This is a genomic window from Psychrobacter maritimus (genome assembly GCF_904846345.1).
Lineage (GTDB): Bacteria > Pseudomonadota > Gammaproteobacteria > Pseudomonadales > Moraxellaceae > Psychrobacter > Psychrobacter maritimus.
In genome coordinates, this window is the sequence record NZ_CAJHAJ010000005.1 from 50,423 (window position 1) to 68,637 (window position 18,215).

The following is an 18,215-nucleotide window of genomic DNA, read 5'->3' on the forward strand; positions in this document are numbered from 1 at the left end:
TTTTATTTCCGCTTGTACTATGCAGCAAATTTATCCATTCATACACTTTTAAAGACCACTATGTTAAAGGCAAGCAAATCATGAGTCTAAATGAGTTACGACCGTTATTGCTGATAATAGCGTGCAACTTAATGATAATTATGGATTAATGCGCAAAAGCCTTTGACTTTACTGCCATTTTTGATTAAAATAAGCGCCCTTGTGCTATTGCGCAAGACTATCCTAGTTTGAGCTGATGCCGATAATCTTGAGATATTACGGCTAAATACTAATACACAGCCAAACTAATGCCCTTACATCTCATCCTAATAAAGGAGCTTTCATGCCTGCAGTTAAGGTTAAAGAAAACGAACCAGTTGACATCGCTATCCGTCGTTTTAAGCGTGCTTGTGAAAAAGCCGGCGTTCTATCAGACGTACGTAAGCGTGAATTTTATGAAAAACCAACGCAAGTACGCAAGCGCAAAAAAGCCGCTGCTGTAAAGCGTTATAAAAAGAAATTACAACGCGAAACTATTCGTACCACTCGTATGTACTAATCACTAATACGATTAGCTAAATACCAGCGCTACACTAACGCCACTGTTATCGATGAATAACAGTGGCGTTTTTTATGCTACAATTTTTGTTATTCATGCTGATAAATGCTCAGCAGATTTTTATTTAACACTTACTAAAAACTATTTTATCCATACTCATAAGGAATAATAACAATGAGCCAACTTAAACAGAGCTTGTCTGACAGCATCAAAACTTCGATGAAAGCGCGTGAGCTTGAGCGCGTTAAAGTATTGCGCAACGTCCAATCGGTGGTCAAGCAAATTGAGATTGACCGCCAGACCGAACTTGATGATGCGCAAGTATTGGAAGTCCTACAAAAGCAGCTAAAACAACGCCATGAATCACTGACGATTTTTACCGAAAATGGTCGTGATGATTTGGCAAATAAAGAGCAGTTTGAAATCGATATCATCACCGAGTTTATGCCAAAACAAATGGATGATGCCGAGCTTGCCGCTTTGGTCAATGCCGAAATCGCTGAGCAAGGTGCCACATCGATGCGTGATATGGGCAGCGTGATGGGTGTGTTAAAAAATAAAACCGCGGGCCGTGCTGACCCTGCACTCATCTCTAAATTGGTGAAAGATGCGCTGCAGGGTTAATCAAAGTTAAGAAAAGTTATATATTCTTAATCTGCTTATCGACCCAAGCGATAAAAACAACCGCCTAAGGCTTAAAGTCTTTGGCGGTTTTTACTGCTTTGATTTCAGCATTAATATTGGCAAGCAGAGGAGCGGCACTGCTCGCTTGCGCGGTTTTTTGCATTTGCTCAGTCAATTGCTTAGCTTGCGTCAACGAGGTCAGCGCGCGGTCATAGCGGCCACTCCATAGCTGGTCATGACTGCGATAACGCAGCGCATTAATAGTGGCGATTTTTGCCAGCGGCGCTGAATCGGTGGTTTTAGCAATTTTTTCATTGGCCAATTGCAAACTTTGCCATGCATAACGGTCGCTTGGCTGCTGCTCAGTCAATGGCTTTAGTAATGCTTGTGCTTTGGTTGGCTGATTGCTATTGGTTAGTGCTTCAGCCAAATAAAGACGCAGGTCACGGCGCTCAGGATAAAGGCGCTGCTGACTCTCTAACAGTTCAGCCGCTTGTTGCCATTGATTTTGCTCAGTAAGGATTTGGCTTTGGGTAATAGACAGTAAAGGCTCTAATACTTGGCGCTGCAGCGCGGGCAGCGCTGATAGCTCAGTATATAGCTCATTGGCCTCTTTAAAACGCTGCTGCTCGCCATACCAATACATCAGCGCCAATTTTGCGCCAACGCTATTTTTAGCGGCGGTCGTTAATGCAGTTTCGGAGACGTGTTTGCCGGTACTTTGTACACGCCAATACAGCAAATCAAACGACGCTTGATGGCGCTGCTGCTGGTTTAATGACAACGAGGTATAACGCTGAGCGCGGCTTTGCGACTCACTTAAGCGCTCATTACTTAAAGGATGCGAGCGCACAAAACTGGGTAAGAATTGATTGGCGGTTTGGTTTAATTGGCTTTGTTGATTCATCGTCGCAAAAAAGCGTGGCATCGCGCGTGGATCATAACCAGCTTGGTTCATGATTTGCATCCCAACGCGGTCAGCTTCACGCTCATTATTACGGCTAAAAGCCATACTGCTATTCATCGTCGCCGTTTGGCTGCCCATCATGACGGCAGCGGCTGCGTCACCATCGACCGCTGACGCGGCAATCGCCGCGAGCATACCGCCTATTTGCATCAGCAAGGCTTTTTTGCGCTCATCCGCCCCGCTCTCATAATGGTTTTGGCTAATATGTGCTACTTCATGCGCGATGACGCTGGCAAGCTCATCCATACTGCTTGCCGCGAGTATCGTCCCGGTATTCAGCCCGATAACCCCACCTGGCGCGGCAAAAGCATTGATACTGGGATTATCAATAATGACCAAGCCGAGAGGCGCTTGCTGGCGCGCTTGAGCATTTAGCCGCCAAGTGATGTCTTTGACCGTTTCGTGTATCCAAGGGTCATGCTCCATCTTAGTGCGACCATTGATGTTTCTTAACGACCATTCGCCAAGCAGTTTATTTTGATACTGCTCAGCAAAGCTTAATCCTTGTCCACGCAAATTGGGCAAATCTAACTCGTCTGCATTACTAGACTGCCATGAATCATAAGCAAATGGCGCAGCTTGTGTGCTGATAGCGTTGGCCGTGGTTGCCAGCATCAGTAAGGTAGCAGACATACCTAACTTTAGCGCAAACGCGCCTTCTGCTAATGTCTTTACTGTTTTTTTAAGCAGCAATTTTTTAAGCAGCGATGGTCTATGAGAATAATACAAGTGCGTATCCTATACGAGTAATCATAACGTCTTTTTGACTATACGAGCTTGTTTATCCAAGGTCAATTGCCGTCTGCTTCTGGCTACCAATCACGCTGCCGTGCGTCACGATTGTGCAACATGGTTATGTAAATCTAGACGGTGTAAATTTATAGTCCGAACTTAAGGTTTAAAACATAAATCTATTGCTTAATGCTAATAAGGTGTTCTGATTGACCAAACGTTATGATGACTATATTCAACTGCAATTACATAGTGGCAATTTGCTATAATGGTAGGCCATGATAAAGGCTTCTGGGCAATACTATACCAAGCTAAGCTCTCTTAAACAGCCGTACTGTCTTAAATACTGCTACCTTAAACATTGATATCTTAAAGGTTAATTTTATGTCTGCTGATAACCAATCCATCATTGTACAAGGCTCGCATGCTGTGCATCTGTCAGAAGCTTTATCAGATACCTTACCTGAAGCAAAGCAGCACGCGATAAGACAGCTGTTAGAGTTATTGTCAGCAGACACCTTTAGTGCAACCGATAACGGTAAACTAAATGATAGCGCAGGTCTGGCGCAAGCGACGATTATTATTAAAGATATGGTAGACGGGCGCGGACTTGCCTGCCCGATGCCACTGCTCAAAACCAAAGTGGCGCTGCGTCATGTAACTGCTGGTGAGTCGTTATATGTGGTTGCAACTGACCCAAACTCGCAAGCCGATATCACTGCGTTTTGTGAGCAGAGCCAGAAAACAGATACCGTAAATCCATTATTATTGGTCATCAATCAGGCAACAGCAGCAAATAGCGAAGAGACTACAGCAACAAAATCTAAATATTCTGTTGATACAATATATCACTTCATCATTACCAAAACTGATAGCAACTAAGCGGCGCTATCCTTTACAATTACAACTATAAAGATTTTTATCTGACTCATTGCTTATCTATTTAACCAAGGTCAAGAATATGGCTAATACTTCTACTAACGCTGCAAATTCCCGTAAAAAAGACAGCGCAGCGCCCGAAAAAAACGAAGCACGCGATGCGGCGCTAAAAGCTGCAGCGGCGCGTCCGCCTTATGACGCCAGCGCGCTTGGTGATACCAGTACTCGCGATTTGGTCCCTGCGATGCCAACGCATTTATCTGCGCCTGGGGTAAATTTGGGTGCTTATATCAATACTGTGCATCAAATACCAATTTTGACACCGACCCAAGAGCAAGAGCTTGCCCATCGCTATTACGATGAAGGCGACGTCGAGGCGGCGCGTTTACTTGTTATGTCGCACCTGCGTTTTGTTATTCATATTGCGCGTAGCTACTCAGGCTATGGTCTGCCGCAAGCCGATTTAATCCAAGAAGGCAATTTAGGGCTAATGAAAGCGGTAAAACGCTTTGACCCTAATAAAGGCGTACGTTTGGTATCCTTTGCCGTGCATTGGATTAAGGCTGAAATTCACGAATTTGTCATTCGTAACTGGCGCATTGTCAAAGTTGCCACCACCAAAGCGCATCGTAAATTATTCTTTAACTTACGTAGCCTTAAAAAGACCAACAACCAGCTAACCCTTGAAGAAGCGGATGCCATTGCCAACGACTTAAATGTGACGCGCAAGCAAGTGCTTGAAATGGAGTCACGTCTGACGTCGTATGATGCGTCATTTGAAGCGCAGTCAAGCGATGATGACGATGGACGCTATGCGCCGCAGCTGTTCTTAGAGGACGGTATTGACCCTGCCGAGATGGTTGAAGAATCTGATTGGGAAGAAAATAACTCTTCTGCACTACTGGCGGCGATGGATACCTTAGATGATCGTTCGCGCGATATCGTTGAGCAGCGCTGGCTTTCTGAGCAAAAATCAACTTTGCATGAATTGGCCGCGGTCTACTCTATCTCAGCAGAGCGTGTGCGCCAAATCGAGAAAAATGCCATGGATAAAATCCGTGAAGCCATGACCATCGATAGTGTGATATTACCTGATGATATTCAGTAAGCAGCTTGTCAGTTAAAGCTTCTTATTAGATGAGAAGAGTCATTATTAAAGTTCCTTTTATAATACGAGTTTGACCATGCTAAATTGGATAAGTATTGCGGCGCTTAATATGGCTATCGCCGTGGCTTTGGGTGCCTTTGGGGCTCATGGTCTTAAAGCTATCGTCAGTACTCAGCAGCTTGAATGGTGGCAAACAGCAACCTTATACTGGTTTATACATGGGCTTGGGTTATTGCTGGTGGGCATTCTTATTCGGCTGAACTATGCGACTCAAACCACGGCGTGGTTATTGCAGGTCGGCGTGATTATCTTTGCGGGTAGTTTATATGCGATGACGCTTGGTGCGCCGCGCTGGTTTGGGGCGATTACTCCTATTGGCGGTGTATTGATGATTGCAGGTTGGTTATGGCTTGCAGTAACGACGTCTCGTTTAAATCACGCCGGTATTTAATAGCTACTTTGGTTTCAATAATTAAAACGCTCAATCAGTCATTTAAAGTGAATAACACAGCTAACCGTCATCGATAAAATTTCAGTTACAGATAAATATAGATTAAAGATAAGTTGATAAAAAGGAATCTCAAGTCATTAGGGAGCACATACTATGAGTAATATTAATGTAAACGGTAAGACACTGCAGACCACCCATCAAACGGTACAATTGGTCGTCAATGAACTTGGGCTTAGTACTGGACGCTACGCCGTTGAAGTCGATGGTGAGCTGATACCAAAAAGCGAGCTTGATAAACTGCGTATCGTTGAAGGTATGAATATTGAAGTTGTACAAGCGGTTGGCGGCGGCTAAGATTTATAAGCCACACCGTTTAAAAAAGACAATAAAAAAGACCTCAACGATAATACGTTAGAGGTCCTTTTTTTGCTTAGCTTATCGTTTGTTTCATTTCAATCATTAACACTATTAATCGTCTATCATTAACAATCCTGCTATTTATACTATTTATTTATGAGCTAAGACTTATCAATGGTTACGACAATAAAGCTTATATGATAGAAAATCCACCTAACATGACAGCTAAACATTGCTATTAAACCGTGTGGCATTTAAACCTAAACCGCAGGCGCTGCCTCTACATCGGTTAAATCTTCATAGCGTTCATCGCGCCCTGGACCCTGAGTTTTCTTACGGTCTTGACGGGTTTTATACTTACGCACTTGTCTATCAAGTTTGTCTGCCATGTCGTTAATAGCTTTATACATATCGTCTTCAAGGGCTTGGACAAACATCTCTTGACCTGCGACTCGCATAATTGCTTCGGCTTTATGAGTCTTTTTACCGCCATCACTTGCGCCGCTGTTGTCTAGCGATAATATCACTTTAATACTTTGAATCTGATCGAAGTGACGCTCTACTTTTTCAAGTTTTTCGCGAACCGCTTTGTCCATGGCATCGGTAATACTGATATGGTGACCACTGATAGAAACATTCATATTATTGTCCTTTTATTATTGCTTATATTGCTACTTATAATCAACAGATGAGCCAGCACTTATGCTTTTATCACCCTGCCTTACCAATAACTGACCTAGTATCTTTTTATATTTAATAAGCATATTTAATAAGCATATTTAATAAGATTTAGCGCTTAGCCTTTTAATCATTAACGTCTTTATCCCTCTACTCCTTTAGTAAAATATAAACGCATTTTTATCATATTTTAGATTGATGATTTATACAAATAAGCCAAATCGATACTTGGTTTTCGTTGTTGGTATGACTCTAATTTGTCATGAAAAGCGAATAGTAGCAAGACACTAAACTGTAACTAAATGTAATAAAAACTGATGTTTCCTGCATGTTTCTATATAATCAAAAAATTTTATTTTTTATATTTACGAAAAAACATATTGATAAGAGCAGTACTGCATTGATAAGCCTTTGAATCACAACATTTAATACTTTTGTTTGCGCTGGGTAGAGGAGCCGATATTCATCGCTTCACGATATTTGGCCACCGTTCGTCTGGCGATATCGATACCTTCTGCCAATAAAAAATCTTTTATGCGACTGTCAGATAAGGGCTTTTTAGGGTCTTCATCAGCGATAAGCTGCTTAATCATGGCGCTGATGGCGGTTGAAGAGATATCACCGTCGCTACTGCTAACGTGAGATGAGAAGAAGTGCTTGAGGGAAAATAACCCTTGTGGCGTCAAGATGGTCTTACTGGTAGTCAGGCGCGAGACGGTCGATTCATGCAAATCAACTTCTTCGGCAATGGCTTTTAAAATAAGCGGCTGCATGGCGGTTGCACCATGTTGCAAAAACTCTTGCTGGTAGCGCACGATACTGGTCGCTACTTTTAACAAGTTTTGATTACGCTCCTCGATACTACGAATAAACAAGCGCGCATCGGTGAGATTTTCACGCAGATACTGATTGTCAGGGCTATCATCACCGCGTTTGACTAAACTGGCATATTCTTGATTGACCCGCAGCTTGGGCAAGGTTTCAGGATTAAGACGCACCTGCCAGCCATCTACTTGGGCTGTAATATCACCTCTGTTGCTATTATTGCTGTTATTGCTATTGTGGCGACGAATAGGCGTAACCAACACATCAGGAATATCATAGCTTGCTGATGGCTGCATATAATCAGGCTGACTGCTTTGGAATAACAAGCCAGGTGATGGATTCAAAGTACGTAATAGAGTAAGAGCGGGTGTGATATATTCAGGTGCGAGTCCCGTCAGCTCAGTCAAGGCTTTGATATTATTACTAACTAAATGCTCACTGGCTGAGAGAAGTGCTTGGGCTTCTTTAAGATACTTTGTATTCGTATCAAGCTTGGACAATTGCAGCGCTAAGCATTCGTTGAGATTGCGCGCCCCAACACCAAGCGGGTCACACGATTGAATAATGCGCAGTACCGCCATGACTTCATCATGCTCAACGCGTTCATCCCATTGGTAAAAGCTTGCCATGGTATCAAAGCTCTGTAACAACTCATCGATATCAAGGCGCACAAAGCCCATGTCATCCATAGAATCCATCAAGTATTCGGCGATGAGCGTATCTGTCTCGGAGAGATGTTTGAAATTTAGCTGCCAGCGCACATGGTCTTGAATGGTCGCGCTGGTGCTGCCCTGATAGCTATCAAAGTCTTCATCGCCTCCGCGACCTGAATGATTGGACAGACTGCCAGCGCTTGGCGCAGCAGAGGCATAATTACTGCTTTCAAAACCACTATAGTCCTCGCCATCTAGCGCATAGTTGTCTATCGCTTCATCATCAAAACTGGCCTGCTGTAACTTATCTAAGCTGTCGCTGCTATTTTCATCACTGCTATTGTCAGCATAGTCAAAACCATCCTCTGAGGTGCTAGGAGCAGAGGTGGAAAACGTATCAACGCTAGCGTGTTGATTCCAACTATCTAGCGTTAATGATTCGCCAAACTCATTGAGCGCCTCATCATCACTCTTGTCGTACTCATCATTATCATCATCATCTTCGATACGTTCAAGCAATGGATTGCTATCGAGCTTCGCCTGTACCTCCTGCGCAAGCTCAAGACTAGAGAGCTGCAACAATTTAATAGCTTGCTGCATTTGCGGGGTCAGTTTTTGTGAGGTGCTCAGCGTGGTCGCCAATCCAAACGACATACTCATGGGTGACTTATTACACTCCGATCGTGGTGAGATTCTATATGTTATGCTGGTTAAAGCCTGCGATTATTGACGCTTATACCGATTAAAAAAGGGCTTTAAGCGGTCAGGTCATGACGATAGCATTTTTTGCTACAATGTTGCTATGATAATTTATACCCTGTCCAGATAAGCTATTTTTTAGCACTTACTCAAATGATAAAAACATCAATAGCTTTGTAGGGCTGCTAAACGCTTAATCATGTAAGACCAACACAAACCTATGCATAAAAGTTGTTAATAACAATAGGATAAAAGATCAGATAAAAGGGAAAACCAATACAGCCTAAAAAATTGAGAATAATACTATGAATGAGATAAGAAATAACGGACAACTCACCGTTGCCGCTGTGCAAATGAACAGCCAGCAAAATATCGAAGACAATTTAGCAGATATAAAAGCCGCCATTATCGATGCACGCGTACAAGGCGCTCAGTTGGTAGTGCTACCAGAAAACTGCTGTAGCATGGGTCGACAGTTTGCCACTGCTGAGCGTTTTGATGAGCTATCCGACACGATAGCTGACTATGCGCGTACTTATGGTATCTATGTACTTGCAGGCTCGCTGCCCTGCCCTTACCGCCCTGATGGCGTCATTGTACCCGATGGTAGATTGCGCCAAGTTAGTCAGCTATTTGCACCCGATGGTACACGAGTAGCGCGCTACGATAAGATTCACCTGTTTACTGCGACTGTCGCCGATAAGCAAGGCAGCTATAATGAAGCGGCGACCTTTGAGCCCGGTACCCAAACAGTCGTTACGACACTCGAAGCAAATGATGATATTTATAAGCTCGGTATGATGGTTTGCTTTGATTTACGCTTTCCAGTATTGGCGCAGCGGCTACGGCAAGCGGGCGCGGATTTGCTAAGCGCGCCATCAGCCTTTACTTATTTGACGGGGCAGGCGCACTGGTCGCTGTTACTACGCGCGCGGGCGTTAGACAGTCAGTGTATGGTGATTGGCGCAGCACAAGGCGGCGAGCATGCTTATAAGGATGGCAGTAGCCGTCAGACATGGGGACATAGCACGATTACCGCTTATGATGGCACGATTATCAACAGCTATGAGGATAGTGACTTAAAAGACCCTGCTAATAAATCTCATAAAAATTACGCTGTGGTCTTAGCATCCTTAGATAAAGCCACCCAAGTGCAAGGACGACAAAAGATGCCTATCTTTGACTGCCATCGTTTAGCATAGATGTACGGTTAAATGATTAAAAATGAAACTGGCACTAGATCTGTAACTTCAACTTAAGTAACTGTAACTTAAGTAATATCACTGTCACTGTTATTTTGCGCATGAGTCGCGCGCGGATGGGCTCGGTCATAAACTTGGGTCAATTTAGCAAAATCAACATGGGTATAGATCTGCGTGGTGCTGATATCACTATGGCCAAGCATTTCTTGTACAGCGCGTAAATCGCCACTACCAGATAACATATGCGACGCAAAGCAGTGGCGTAATAAATGCGGATACATATTTTGCGCAATGCCCGCACGTGTAGCCGCAACTTTGAGACGTTGCTGTACCGCCCGTGTTGATAATCGTGTGCCTAATTTCTCACTGATAAACAAGGCGCTATCCATCTGCTCTACCCACAGATTTCGGTGCGGCAGATAACGTTTAATCGCCTCGGCAGCTTTGATACCTAAGGGCACCAAGCGCGTTTTATTGCCTTTGCCCGTCACGCGCACGCGCAGGTCAACCAAATCGATATCTGCCATATCGAGCGCCACCAACTCGCCAACACGCAGACCGCTGCTATAAAGCAGTTCAAACATTGCTTTATCGCGCAACCACAAGCGTGCTTGTTCGGGCGTATCAGGTATCTCTTGGTCAAGCAATTGCGTTAATAAATCCACATCGGCGATAGATGGCAGCGGTCTAGGGCTGCGCTTAAGCTGATAGCCGGTGGTTGGGTTAATACGTGCTAAATCCTCTTCTATCAGCCAGCCATAAAAATGACGGATAGCCGATAACTCTTGCTGGACGCTGGCAAGCGCCAGCTTTTCTTCATCGAGGCGCTGGCTGATATGCTGGGCTAATTGGCGCTTATCACAGCGCGTCCACGTCAAACGTTTGCCGCGTAAAAATAGCGCCAACTGGTTCAGGCCCGCAAAATAAGCCACCAGCGTATGTTCGGAATGGTTACGCACTGACAGCGTATTGAGCCAACGATGTACCGGCGCTAACAGTTCACGTAGCGCGGCATCCGACTCTATAGCAGCAGCGTGCTCAACGGATAGCCAAGCTTTTGACTCAGAATCTGAGGTAGGCTCGGTCATCTGACGGTTTTTACTGAACATAGCCTTCTTAGAGATGACCATAGCATTTACCTAGCAGCAAACCTACACCGCTTGTCATTGTTCATTAACCTATTGTCCATTAACCTTCTGGAATGGGCTTAATACCCGCTTGCGCCATCAGACCATCTGGGCTAAAGACGCCTTCATAGACGAACGCCGTTGGGCCGGTCATCATCACTGAATAACCCGGCTGCCATTTGATAATCATGCTGCCGCCATAAAGCTGCGCGCGTACGTCTTCGCCTTCATCAAGCCAGCCTTCACGGATACCGACCGCTACTGCGGCACAAGCACCGGTACCACAAGCTTGGGTCTCACCAACACCGCGCTCATAGACACGCAAACGAATATGACGCTGATTCATCACTTGCATAAAGCCGACATTGACGCGCTCTGGAAAGGCAGGATGCGATTCGATAGCTTTGCCCAATGTTGCAACGTCGGCATCGAGTACGTCATCAACTTTAATAACCGCATGTGGGTTGCCCATATTGGCAACATACAGCTGCACTGGCGTGCCATTGACGTCTAAATGATAGGCGTTTTGGATTTTGGTCGTCGCTTTTGGGGTAAAGGGAATCTCACTTGGCTCAAATTTTGGTTTACCCATATCGACTTCGACCCAACCATAACGGTCGGTCGTCAGCGAAATAATACCGCTCGCGGTCTCAACACGTAGGCGCTGTTTAAATGACAGCTTACGCGCTTGCACAAAACGGGCAAAACAGCGCGCGCCATTACCACACTGCTCAACCTCTGTCCCATCGGTATTAAAAATGCGATAACTAAAATCAACATCCGGACGCATCGGTGGTTCAACAACGAGCAATTGGTCAAAGCCAATGCCCAAATGACGATCGCCCAACAGTTGCACCAAATCCTTGGTTAACTCTAAGCGCTGGGTCACCAAATCGATGACCATAAAGTCATTACCCAGCCCATGCATCTTTGTAAATTCTATTAGCATATCCTTGTTATCCTATCCTATTTTTATGTATGCCTTATATTAGCACGCTGTCAGATACAATCATAATTATCACCGCTATCAAACGCTAAGTTAGTGCTCTACGACCGAACAAATATTCTTAATTAGACTTTGAATTAAAGCAGGCCATAAAAAACCCATTGTCGTTATAACAATGGGTCATTTTTAATTATTAAGCTTTCATCATTAAGCTTTAATCATTAAGCTTTAATCATTAAGCTTTAATCATTAAGCTTTCATCATAAAACTTTAATTATTAAACATCGCGGCGTTTTTAATAGGCTACTTATCTTGCCACAACATTTCATCAGCATATAACGCTTCAAGCGCTTCACGCTTACGAATCAATTGATGATGATTATCGGCTACCATCACCTCGCTGGCACGACCGCGCGAGTTGTAATTGCTACTCATAGTAAAGCCGTACGCGCCAGCACCCGTTATCGCTAAGATATCGCCTGTTGCTAATGACAACAAACGGTCTTTTGCTAAAAAGTCACCGGTTTCACAAATCGCACCAACAATATCCCACGGTTGTGTGCCATCGGTATCGATACCATTCTCAGGTAAAACGCTTGGAATCACCGCCATTTCAGCTTGATATAAAGCCGGACGAATCAAATCATTCATTGCGGCATCGACAATAGCAAAGTTTTTATGCTCAGTTGGTTTTAACACATCAACCTTAGTTAAGAGCACGCCCGCATTGGCCACGATACTGCGACCGGGCTCAAAGAATACCGTTAAACCAAGCTCACTAAGTTTTGGTAGTAACGCTTGGGCAAATTCATCGATAGATACGGGCGTCTCATCGATATAACGCACACCTAGACCACCGCCCAAATCGATATGACGCAGCGTAATCCCTTTATCACGCAGGCTATGTATCAGCTCAATAACTTTATCTAAAGCTGCTACAAATGGCGCAACTTCCGTCAATTGCGAGCCAATATGACAATCGATACCGACGATATCGATATGTGATAATTGCGCCGCTTGCTCATAGACAGCGACGGCATTTTCATGGTCAATACCAAACTTATTGTCTTTTAGACCTGTTGAAATATACGGATGGGTCTTGGCATCGACATTGGGATTGACCCGTAGAGATATTGGAGCCGATTTATCCAACTGCTTTGCGACGTCATTGATTAAAGTCAGCTCACTGATTGACTCAACGTTAAAGCAGCCAATGCCTTGGGTAAGCGCATATTCGATATCGCTATAGGTTTTGCCAACGCCTGAGAATACCACGCGAGCAGCCTCGCCGCCTGCCGCCAATACGCGCATCAACTCACCACGTGAAACGATATCAAACCCGGCCCCTGCTTGCGCTAAGATACCAAGTACCGCCAAATTAGAGTTGGCCTTTACCGCATAGCAAATCTGATGCGGTAGACTGGCAAAGCTTGTGGTATAAGCTTGATAGACATCTAGAATGGCTTGTTTTGAGTACACATAACACGGCGTACCGTAGTTTTTAACTACTTCATCAATACTGACCTGCTCCATATGCAAGGCACCGCCTCGATAATCGAGCGCGGGCAAATGGGCGGTTAAGGCTTCAGGATGCACATACAATCCCTGCTCGGTTTGGGTAGTGACTGACTGACTCATATAAATATCTCTAATATAATCAATGTATTAAGGTTTTAAGGCATAAAGGTGAATAGCTTGCCGAATACGCTAAAAATCGTTTGAGCGTTTGTCTTTTAATAAACAATAATCAACGATTAATAATCGTTGGGATCGGTGCTCGGTTTAGGCAACTGAAAATTATCTGCGTTTTGCTCGCTATTTTGATTGTCGTCAATTTTAGCAAAGGCGGCATCTTGCGGATGACTGCTGCTATCAAGCACCGGACTATTAGTCTCAACTGTTTGGCTGCTAGGTTCTACTAGATACAAATCGCCTTTTTGCCCGCAGCCTGTCAATACTGTAGAACCTATCACCAGAGTAGCTGCGATAAGCTTATAAATAGCAGGGCGACTGGCGCTTACACTTGAAACATTTCTTGAAAAAGCGCTTGCATCAGCGCTTTTAATCTTAGAGGTGCGATGTATAGTAAACATAGAATGGCTAACCTGTAATCTTGCAACCGTTTGGTTTAAATAAGAGAGGATAGAAATAAAATAACTATCCATAAAAAACAACCAAGGCTGCAATAGGGAAATAGGACAATTTTTTAATCATAGCATTATTCGATAAAGCTGTGCGCCTACCACTTCTGTTTGAGCCACAAATTTCTTCAAATAAATGACTGAATGTATGAATATATGGCTTTGATAGATAGGTCTTACAGCATTAATAAAGCATCAATCTATTAACCCAGAAAAATTTACTTACAATTTTTATAGAGTGTATTTTTGTCTCATTATAGCTGATAAACACTCGCGGCCTTCGGTGTACACTTGTATTAAGCACTTATGAGATTGCTGATTAAAGCCTTATAGTTATCGTGGTATACGCGCAAAAATATGGTACATTATACTTAACCCTTGTGGCTGTGACGAGGCGCTAGCATGCGTCCTATTAACCTTTAAAAGTACGAAAGCCTAAGTTCTGCAAGACCAGATTTCTAAAAACTGGCTTCTAAAAACAGATAGATGCAAACCTTTAACGTCCTTTAAAGCAGTCCCAGCCCAAGAACAATAAAAATCAGCGATGTCATTGTTTACGTATGTCAGCTGTTCGGCGTACGCCAGCAAGGATATGGCTGGTTTTTGTTTATACAACCGGTGATAATCGATGACGATTCACCACTTACAAAATATAATCTAAGGATAGAGTATGAGTGCCAGCCTAACCACGACTTTTGATGACAAAAATACCGAAACATCAAACTTGACCAACCCCACCTTAGTCCTCAACTGCGGTTCCTCTTCTATCAAATACGCGCTCATCAGCGAAGACAATTCTACTCGTATCACAGGTTTGGCCGAAAACTTAGGCCTCGACACCGCCCGTATCAAACACACGACGTTAAATGGTGAAAAACTAGAAATCGCCATTGCTGGTGGTCGCCACGAACTTGCCTTAAAAAGAATCCTTGAGCTCTTAGAGCAGTATCACTTTATCGCGGTCGGTCATCGCGTGGTACATGGCGGCCGTGAATATTCAGAAGCGGTGCGGGTTAATCAGCATGTGCTAGAAGAAGTGAAGCGTCTAAAAGTGTTGGCACCCTTACATAACCCTGCCAATGCTTTGGGTATCGAAGCGGTACAGGCCATTTATCCTAAAATTCCACAAGTGGTGGTCTTTGATACCGCTTTCCACCAAACCATGCCGCCTGTTGCCTTCCGTTATCCACTACCAAAAGCCTTTTATGACGAACATAAAATCCGCCGTTATGGCTTCCATGGTACCTCGCACGCCTATGTATCAGAGCGCGCCAGCGAAATTACCAGCGCACAAGGCCCGCACGGTTGGTTAACGGCGCATTTAGGCAATGGCTGCTCGGCAACGGCTGTCTACGATGGCAAAAGTCTTGATACCAGTATGGGTCTGACCCCGCTTGAAGGGTTAATGATGGGCACGCGCAGCGGTGATGTGGATCCAAGCTTACACATCCATCTTAAACGCCAACTCGGTATGAGCTTAGAAGAAATTGATAAAGTACTTAATAACGAAAGTGGTCTGCTCGGTATCTCAGGCTTATCAAATGACTTGCGTACTATTGAGCAGGCGGCAAATGAAGGTCATCAAGACGCTAAGCTTGCTATTGAGATGTTCTGCTATCGTGTCGCTAAATACCTTGCTAGCTTAAGCTGTGCCCTACCTAACTTTACGGGTATTGTCTTTACCGGTGGTATTGGCGAAAACTCGGTCACCACGCGGACGCGTATCTTAGAGATGATGCCGCATTTTGGTATCAAAGTAGATGCCGATAAAAACGCCAGCTTGGTCGGTGGTCGCGAAGGCAGTTTCCAAGCCGACGATAGCAGCATTGAGCTGTGGGTAGTACCGACCGATGAAGAATGCCGTATCGCTCAAGAAACGCGTCAAGCCTTGGGTTTACAGTAGGATTGGTAGCAACGTATAAAGAGTAGTACCACCTCGTTAAAAATATAATAAACAGTAGGATATATTATGCAAACTATTTTACTTGTGCCCATCAGCCGCGGTATCGGCGTGACGTCAGCGGCGTTAGGCTTGATTCGTGCTTTTGATTATAACGGCATTAAAGCGGGCTTTATGAAGCCGTTTTTGCAAGATGACACCCTCGATAAGCAAAACAGCTTGGACAGCTCAAGCGCCTTGGCCATGCACGCTTTTGGTCTTAAGCCGCCAGCATCTATCAGCCGTCAACGGGTTGAGCGCATGATAGGTGACGACAATCTTGATGACTTGATGGAAGAAGTGGTCGTCAACTACCATACCCTTGGCGATGACTATGATGTGGTCATTTGTGAAGGCTTGGTATCAACGACTGAAACCTCTTATGCCGCCCAAATAAACCGTGCGATTGCCCATGCGCTCGATGCCAAGATTATTTTTGTCAGCACCGCTGATACCAGTAAGCCCGCCTATTTGGCCGATAAGCTCGATGTCCATGCCCGCGAATTTGGCGGTATGGCAAGCGACCGTACGCTTGGCTGTATCTTGATGCGCATGCATGATTTACCAAACGTACAAAGCACCATGGAAAATCAAATAGTTGCACCGGGTGAAGCAGTTGTAAGCTTGGATGAAGGCTTTATGCAAGAAGTTCAGCGCCTATCACCACACTTTAATACCGAAGAATTCCGTTTAATAGGAGTCGTACCATTTAGCGATTCATTATCTGTGCCGCGTACATGGGATATCGCCGCTGAGCTCGACGCCACTTGGCTCAATGTTGGTGAAGCAAAATCCCGCCGTATCAACCGTATCAGCTTGACCGCGCGCTCGGTTGCGCGTGTCGATGAAGTATTTAAACGTGGCACGCTTATTGTCGTGCCCGGTGACCGTGATGATGTGTTATTGGCAGCGGGACTTGCCTGTATCAACGGTATCCCATTGGCAGGCTTGGTATTAACCGGTGGCGTGGTACCAAGCCCTACGGTAGCTGAGCTTTGGCAATCAGCGCTCAAAACTGGTATCCCTGTGATGAGTGTCGAAGATGACAGCTTTGAGACGGTACAGAGCCTGTTACACATGAGCGCTGAGATTCCAAGCGATGATACGGAGCGCGCTGAAGAAGTGGCGCGTTATGTTGCCGCGCATTTGGATTTGAGCTGGATTAAAGCCTACTTTAGCCAAAACCATGAGCCGCGCCTTTCACCATCAGCATTCCGCCATCAAGTGGTTAAAAAAGCGCAAAATGCTAAAAAACGCATCGTGCTACCAGAAGGCTCGGAACCACGTACGGTCGAAGCTGCTTGTATTTGCCAAAGCCGCGGTATTGCCAATTGTGTATTGCTTGCGAAGCGTAGCGACGTCGAACAGGTCGCTAAAAACCGTGACTTAGTTTTGCCAGAAGGGCTTGAGATTATCGATCCTGACAGCCTTGATATGGATAAATATATCGCTGCCGTGGTCGAGCGCCGTAAAGGCAAAACCAATGCCGAAGTCGCTGCTGAATACCTAAAAGATACGGTTTATTTGGGTACGACCATGCTACAGATGGATGAAGTTGATGGCTTGGTTTCTGGGGCGATACATACCACGGCAAATACCGTGCGCCCAGCGTTTCAGTTGATTAAAACGGCACCGGAATACTCACTCGTGTCGTCAGTATTCTTTATGCTGTTACCTGAGCAAGTGGTTGTTTATGGTGACTGTGCCATCAATCCTGACCCGAACGCCGAAGAGTTGGCCGAAATTGCTATTCAATCGGCGCAGTCTGCCGCTGCCTTTGGTATCAATCCAAAAGTTGCCATGATTAGTTACTCAACCGGTTCATCTGGTACTGGTGCGGATGTCGAAAAAGTCATCCGTGCGACTGAAATCGTCCGCCAGCGTGCGCCGCACCTCGCTGTCGATGGACCTTTGCAGTATGATGCTGCTTCTGTCATGAGCGTTGGTAAGCAAAAAGCGCCTGACTCACCCGTCGCTGGACAAGCAAACGTCTTTATCTTCCCTGACCTAAATACGGGTAACACCACGTATAAAGCAGTACAACGTAGCGCCAATGTGGTCAGTGTCGGACCGATGTTGCAAGGCTTAAATAAGCCCGTTAATGACTTATCGCGTGGTGCATTAGTCGATGATATTATTTATACCATCGCCCTGACTGCGATCCAAGCACATAGCGATGCGATTTAATTGTCTTAAAACTTATCAGTAATCAGTAATCACTCTATATTTAACCGACTATCATTATGATGGTCGGTTTTTTTATGGCTGTTCAACGCTATAGTTAGGCATAATAAAATCGATAAGTGCAATAAGTGAATAACCACATGCTATAGTCCATCTAAAATAAAT

The 18,215-nt window shown here is 44.7% G+C and carries 16 protein-coding genes; 9 read left to right on the plus strand and 7 right to left on the minus strand.

The features are described from left to right. Positions 1 to 322: 322 nt before the first annotated feature. Both rpsU and JMX50_RS08225 read left to right on the plus strand, forming a co-directional pair. Positions 323 to 538: a 30S ribosomal protein S21 gene (rpsU, locus tag JMX50_RS08220; RefSeq protein WP_010195908.1), complete on the plus strand. Its 216-nt coding sequence runs from the start codon at positions 323 to 325 to the stop codon at positions 536 to 538. A 174-nt stretch (positions 539 to 712) separates the two neighbouring features. Next, entirely contained in the window at positions 713 to 1,162 is a 450-nt protein-coding gene (locus JMX50_RS08225; protein ID WP_201629175.1) for a GatB/YqeY domain-containing protein, read from the plus strand. A gap of 64 nt (positions 1,163 to 1,226) precedes the next feature. Here the strand turns inward: JMX50_RS08225 and JMX50_RS08230 are convergent, their stop codons facing one another. After that, complete coding sequence (locus tag JMX50_RS08230; RefSeq protein WP_227670986.1) at positions 1,227 to 2,858, minus strand: M48 family metallopeptidase; 1,632 nt, start codon at positions 2,856 to 2,858, stop codon at positions 1,227 to 1,229. Between the two features lie 387 nt (positions 2,859 to 3,245). On the opposite strand from JMX50_RS08230, the gene JMX50_RS08235 reads away from it, so the two are divergent. The 4 genes from JMX50_RS08235 (at position 3,246) to thiS (ending at position 5,653) form a co-directional block, all read left to right on the plus strand. After that, positions 3,246 to 3,743 (plus strand): sulfurtransferase TusA family protein, encoded by a 498-nt coding sequence (locus JMX50_RS08235; protein WP_201629176.1) that lies wholly within the window; start codon positions 3,246 to 3,248, stop codon positions 3,741 to 3,743. A gap of 241 nt (positions 3,744 to 3,984) precedes the next feature. Further along, complete coding sequence (rpoH, locus tag JMX50_RS08240; RefSeq protein ID WP_201545792.1) at positions 3,985 to 4,848, plus strand: RNA polymerase sigma factor RpoH; 864 nt, start codon at positions 3,985 to 3,987, stop codon at positions 4,846 to 4,848. A gap of 76 nt (positions 4,849 to 4,924) precedes the next feature. Continuing rightward, positions 4,925 to 5,299, plus strand: a complete 375-nt coding sequence (locus JMX50_RS08245) for a DUF423 domain-containing protein (protein WP_201629177.1) — start codon at positions 4,925 to 4,927, stop codon at positions 5,297 to 5,299. Positions 5,300 to 5,452: 153 nt separating this feature from the next. Beyond that, positions 5,453 to 5,653, plus strand: coding sequence for a sulfur carrier protein ThiS (thiS, locus tag JMX50_RS08250; RefSeq protein ID WP_201564603.1), 201 nt, complete (start codon positions 5,453 to 5,455; stop codon positions 5,651 to 5,653). Positions 5,654 to 5,916: 263 nt separating this feature from the next. On the opposite strand, the gene hpf is transcribed toward thiS, so the two are convergent. Both hpf and rpoN read right to left on the minus strand, forming a co-directional pair. Next, positions 5,917 to 6,297: a ribosome hibernation-promoting factor, HPF/YfiA family gene (gene hpf / locus JMX50_RS08255; RefSeq protein WP_201564601.1), complete on the minus strand. Its 381-nt coding sequence runs from the start codon at positions 6,295 to 6,297 to the stop codon at positions 5,917 to 5,919. Between the two features lie 462 nt (positions 6,298 to 6,759). Beyond that, positions 6,760 to 8,472, minus strand: a complete 1,713-nt coding sequence (rpoN, locus tag JMX50_RS08260) for an RNA polymerase factor sigma-54 (protein ID WP_201629178.1) — start codon at positions 8,470 to 8,472, stop codon at positions 6,760 to 6,762. 344 nt (positions 8,473 to 8,816) lie between these two features. Between rpoN and JMX50_RS08265 the strand changes: the two genes are divergently transcribed. Next, the gene (locus tag JMX50_RS08265; RefSeq protein ID WP_201629179.1) at positions 8,817 to 9,713 is read left to right on the plus strand and encodes a carbon-nitrogen hydrolase family protein; all 897 of its coding nucleotides are present in this window, start codon (positions 8,817 to 8,819) and stop codon (positions 9,711 to 9,713) included. A gap of 68 nt (positions 9,714 to 9,781) precedes the next feature. On the opposite strand, the gene JMX50_RS08270 is transcribed toward JMX50_RS08265, so the two are convergent. From JMX50_RS08270 to lptM, 4 genes are all read right to left on the minus strand, one after another. Further along, on the minus strand, positions 9,782 to 10,822 hold the full coding sequence (locus tag JMX50_RS08270) for a tyrosine recombinase XerC (RefSeq protein WP_201629295.1): 1,041 nt from the start codon (positions 10,820 to 10,822) through the stop codon (positions 9,782 to 9,784). A gap of 79 nt (positions 10,823 to 10,901) precedes the next feature. After that, positions 10,902 to 11,789 (minus strand): diaminopimelate epimerase, encoded by an 888-nt coding sequence (gene dapF, locus JMX50_RS08275; RefSeq protein WP_201629180.1) that lies wholly within the window; start codon positions 11,787 to 11,789, stop codon positions 10,902 to 10,904. Positions 11,790 to 12,089: 300 nt separating this feature from the next. Continuing rightward, complete coding sequence (gene lysA, locus JMX50_RS08280; protein WP_227670988.1) at positions 12,090 to 13,424, minus strand: diaminopimelate decarboxylase; 1,335 nt, start codon at positions 13,422 to 13,424, stop codon at positions 12,090 to 12,092. 116 nt (positions 13,425 to 13,540) lie between these two features. Then, positions 13,541 to 13,951: an LPS translocon maturation chaperone LptM gene (gene lptM, locus JMX50_RS08285; protein WP_227670990.1), complete on the minus strand. Its 411-nt coding sequence runs from the start codon at positions 13,949 to 13,951 to the stop codon at positions 13,541 to 13,543. A gap of 646 nt (positions 13,952 to 14,597) precedes the next feature. Between lptM and JMX50_RS08290 the strand changes: the two genes are divergently transcribed. Both JMX50_RS08290 and pta read left to right on the plus strand, forming a co-directional pair. After that, the gene (locus JMX50_RS08290; protein WP_201629181.1) at positions 14,598 to 15,830 is read left to right on the plus strand and encodes an acetate/propionate family kinase; all 1,233 of its coding nucleotides are present in this window, start codon (positions 14,598 to 14,600) and stop codon (positions 15,828 to 15,830) included. A 66-nt stretch (positions 15,831 to 15,896) separates the two neighbouring features. Continuing rightward, positions 15,897 to 18,053, plus strand: coding sequence for a phosphate acetyltransferase (pta, locus tag JMX50_RS08295; protein WP_201619032.1), 2,157 nt, complete (start codon positions 15,897 to 15,899; stop codon positions 18,051 to 18,053). The last annotated feature ends 162 nt before the right edge of the window (positions 18,054 to 18,215 follow it).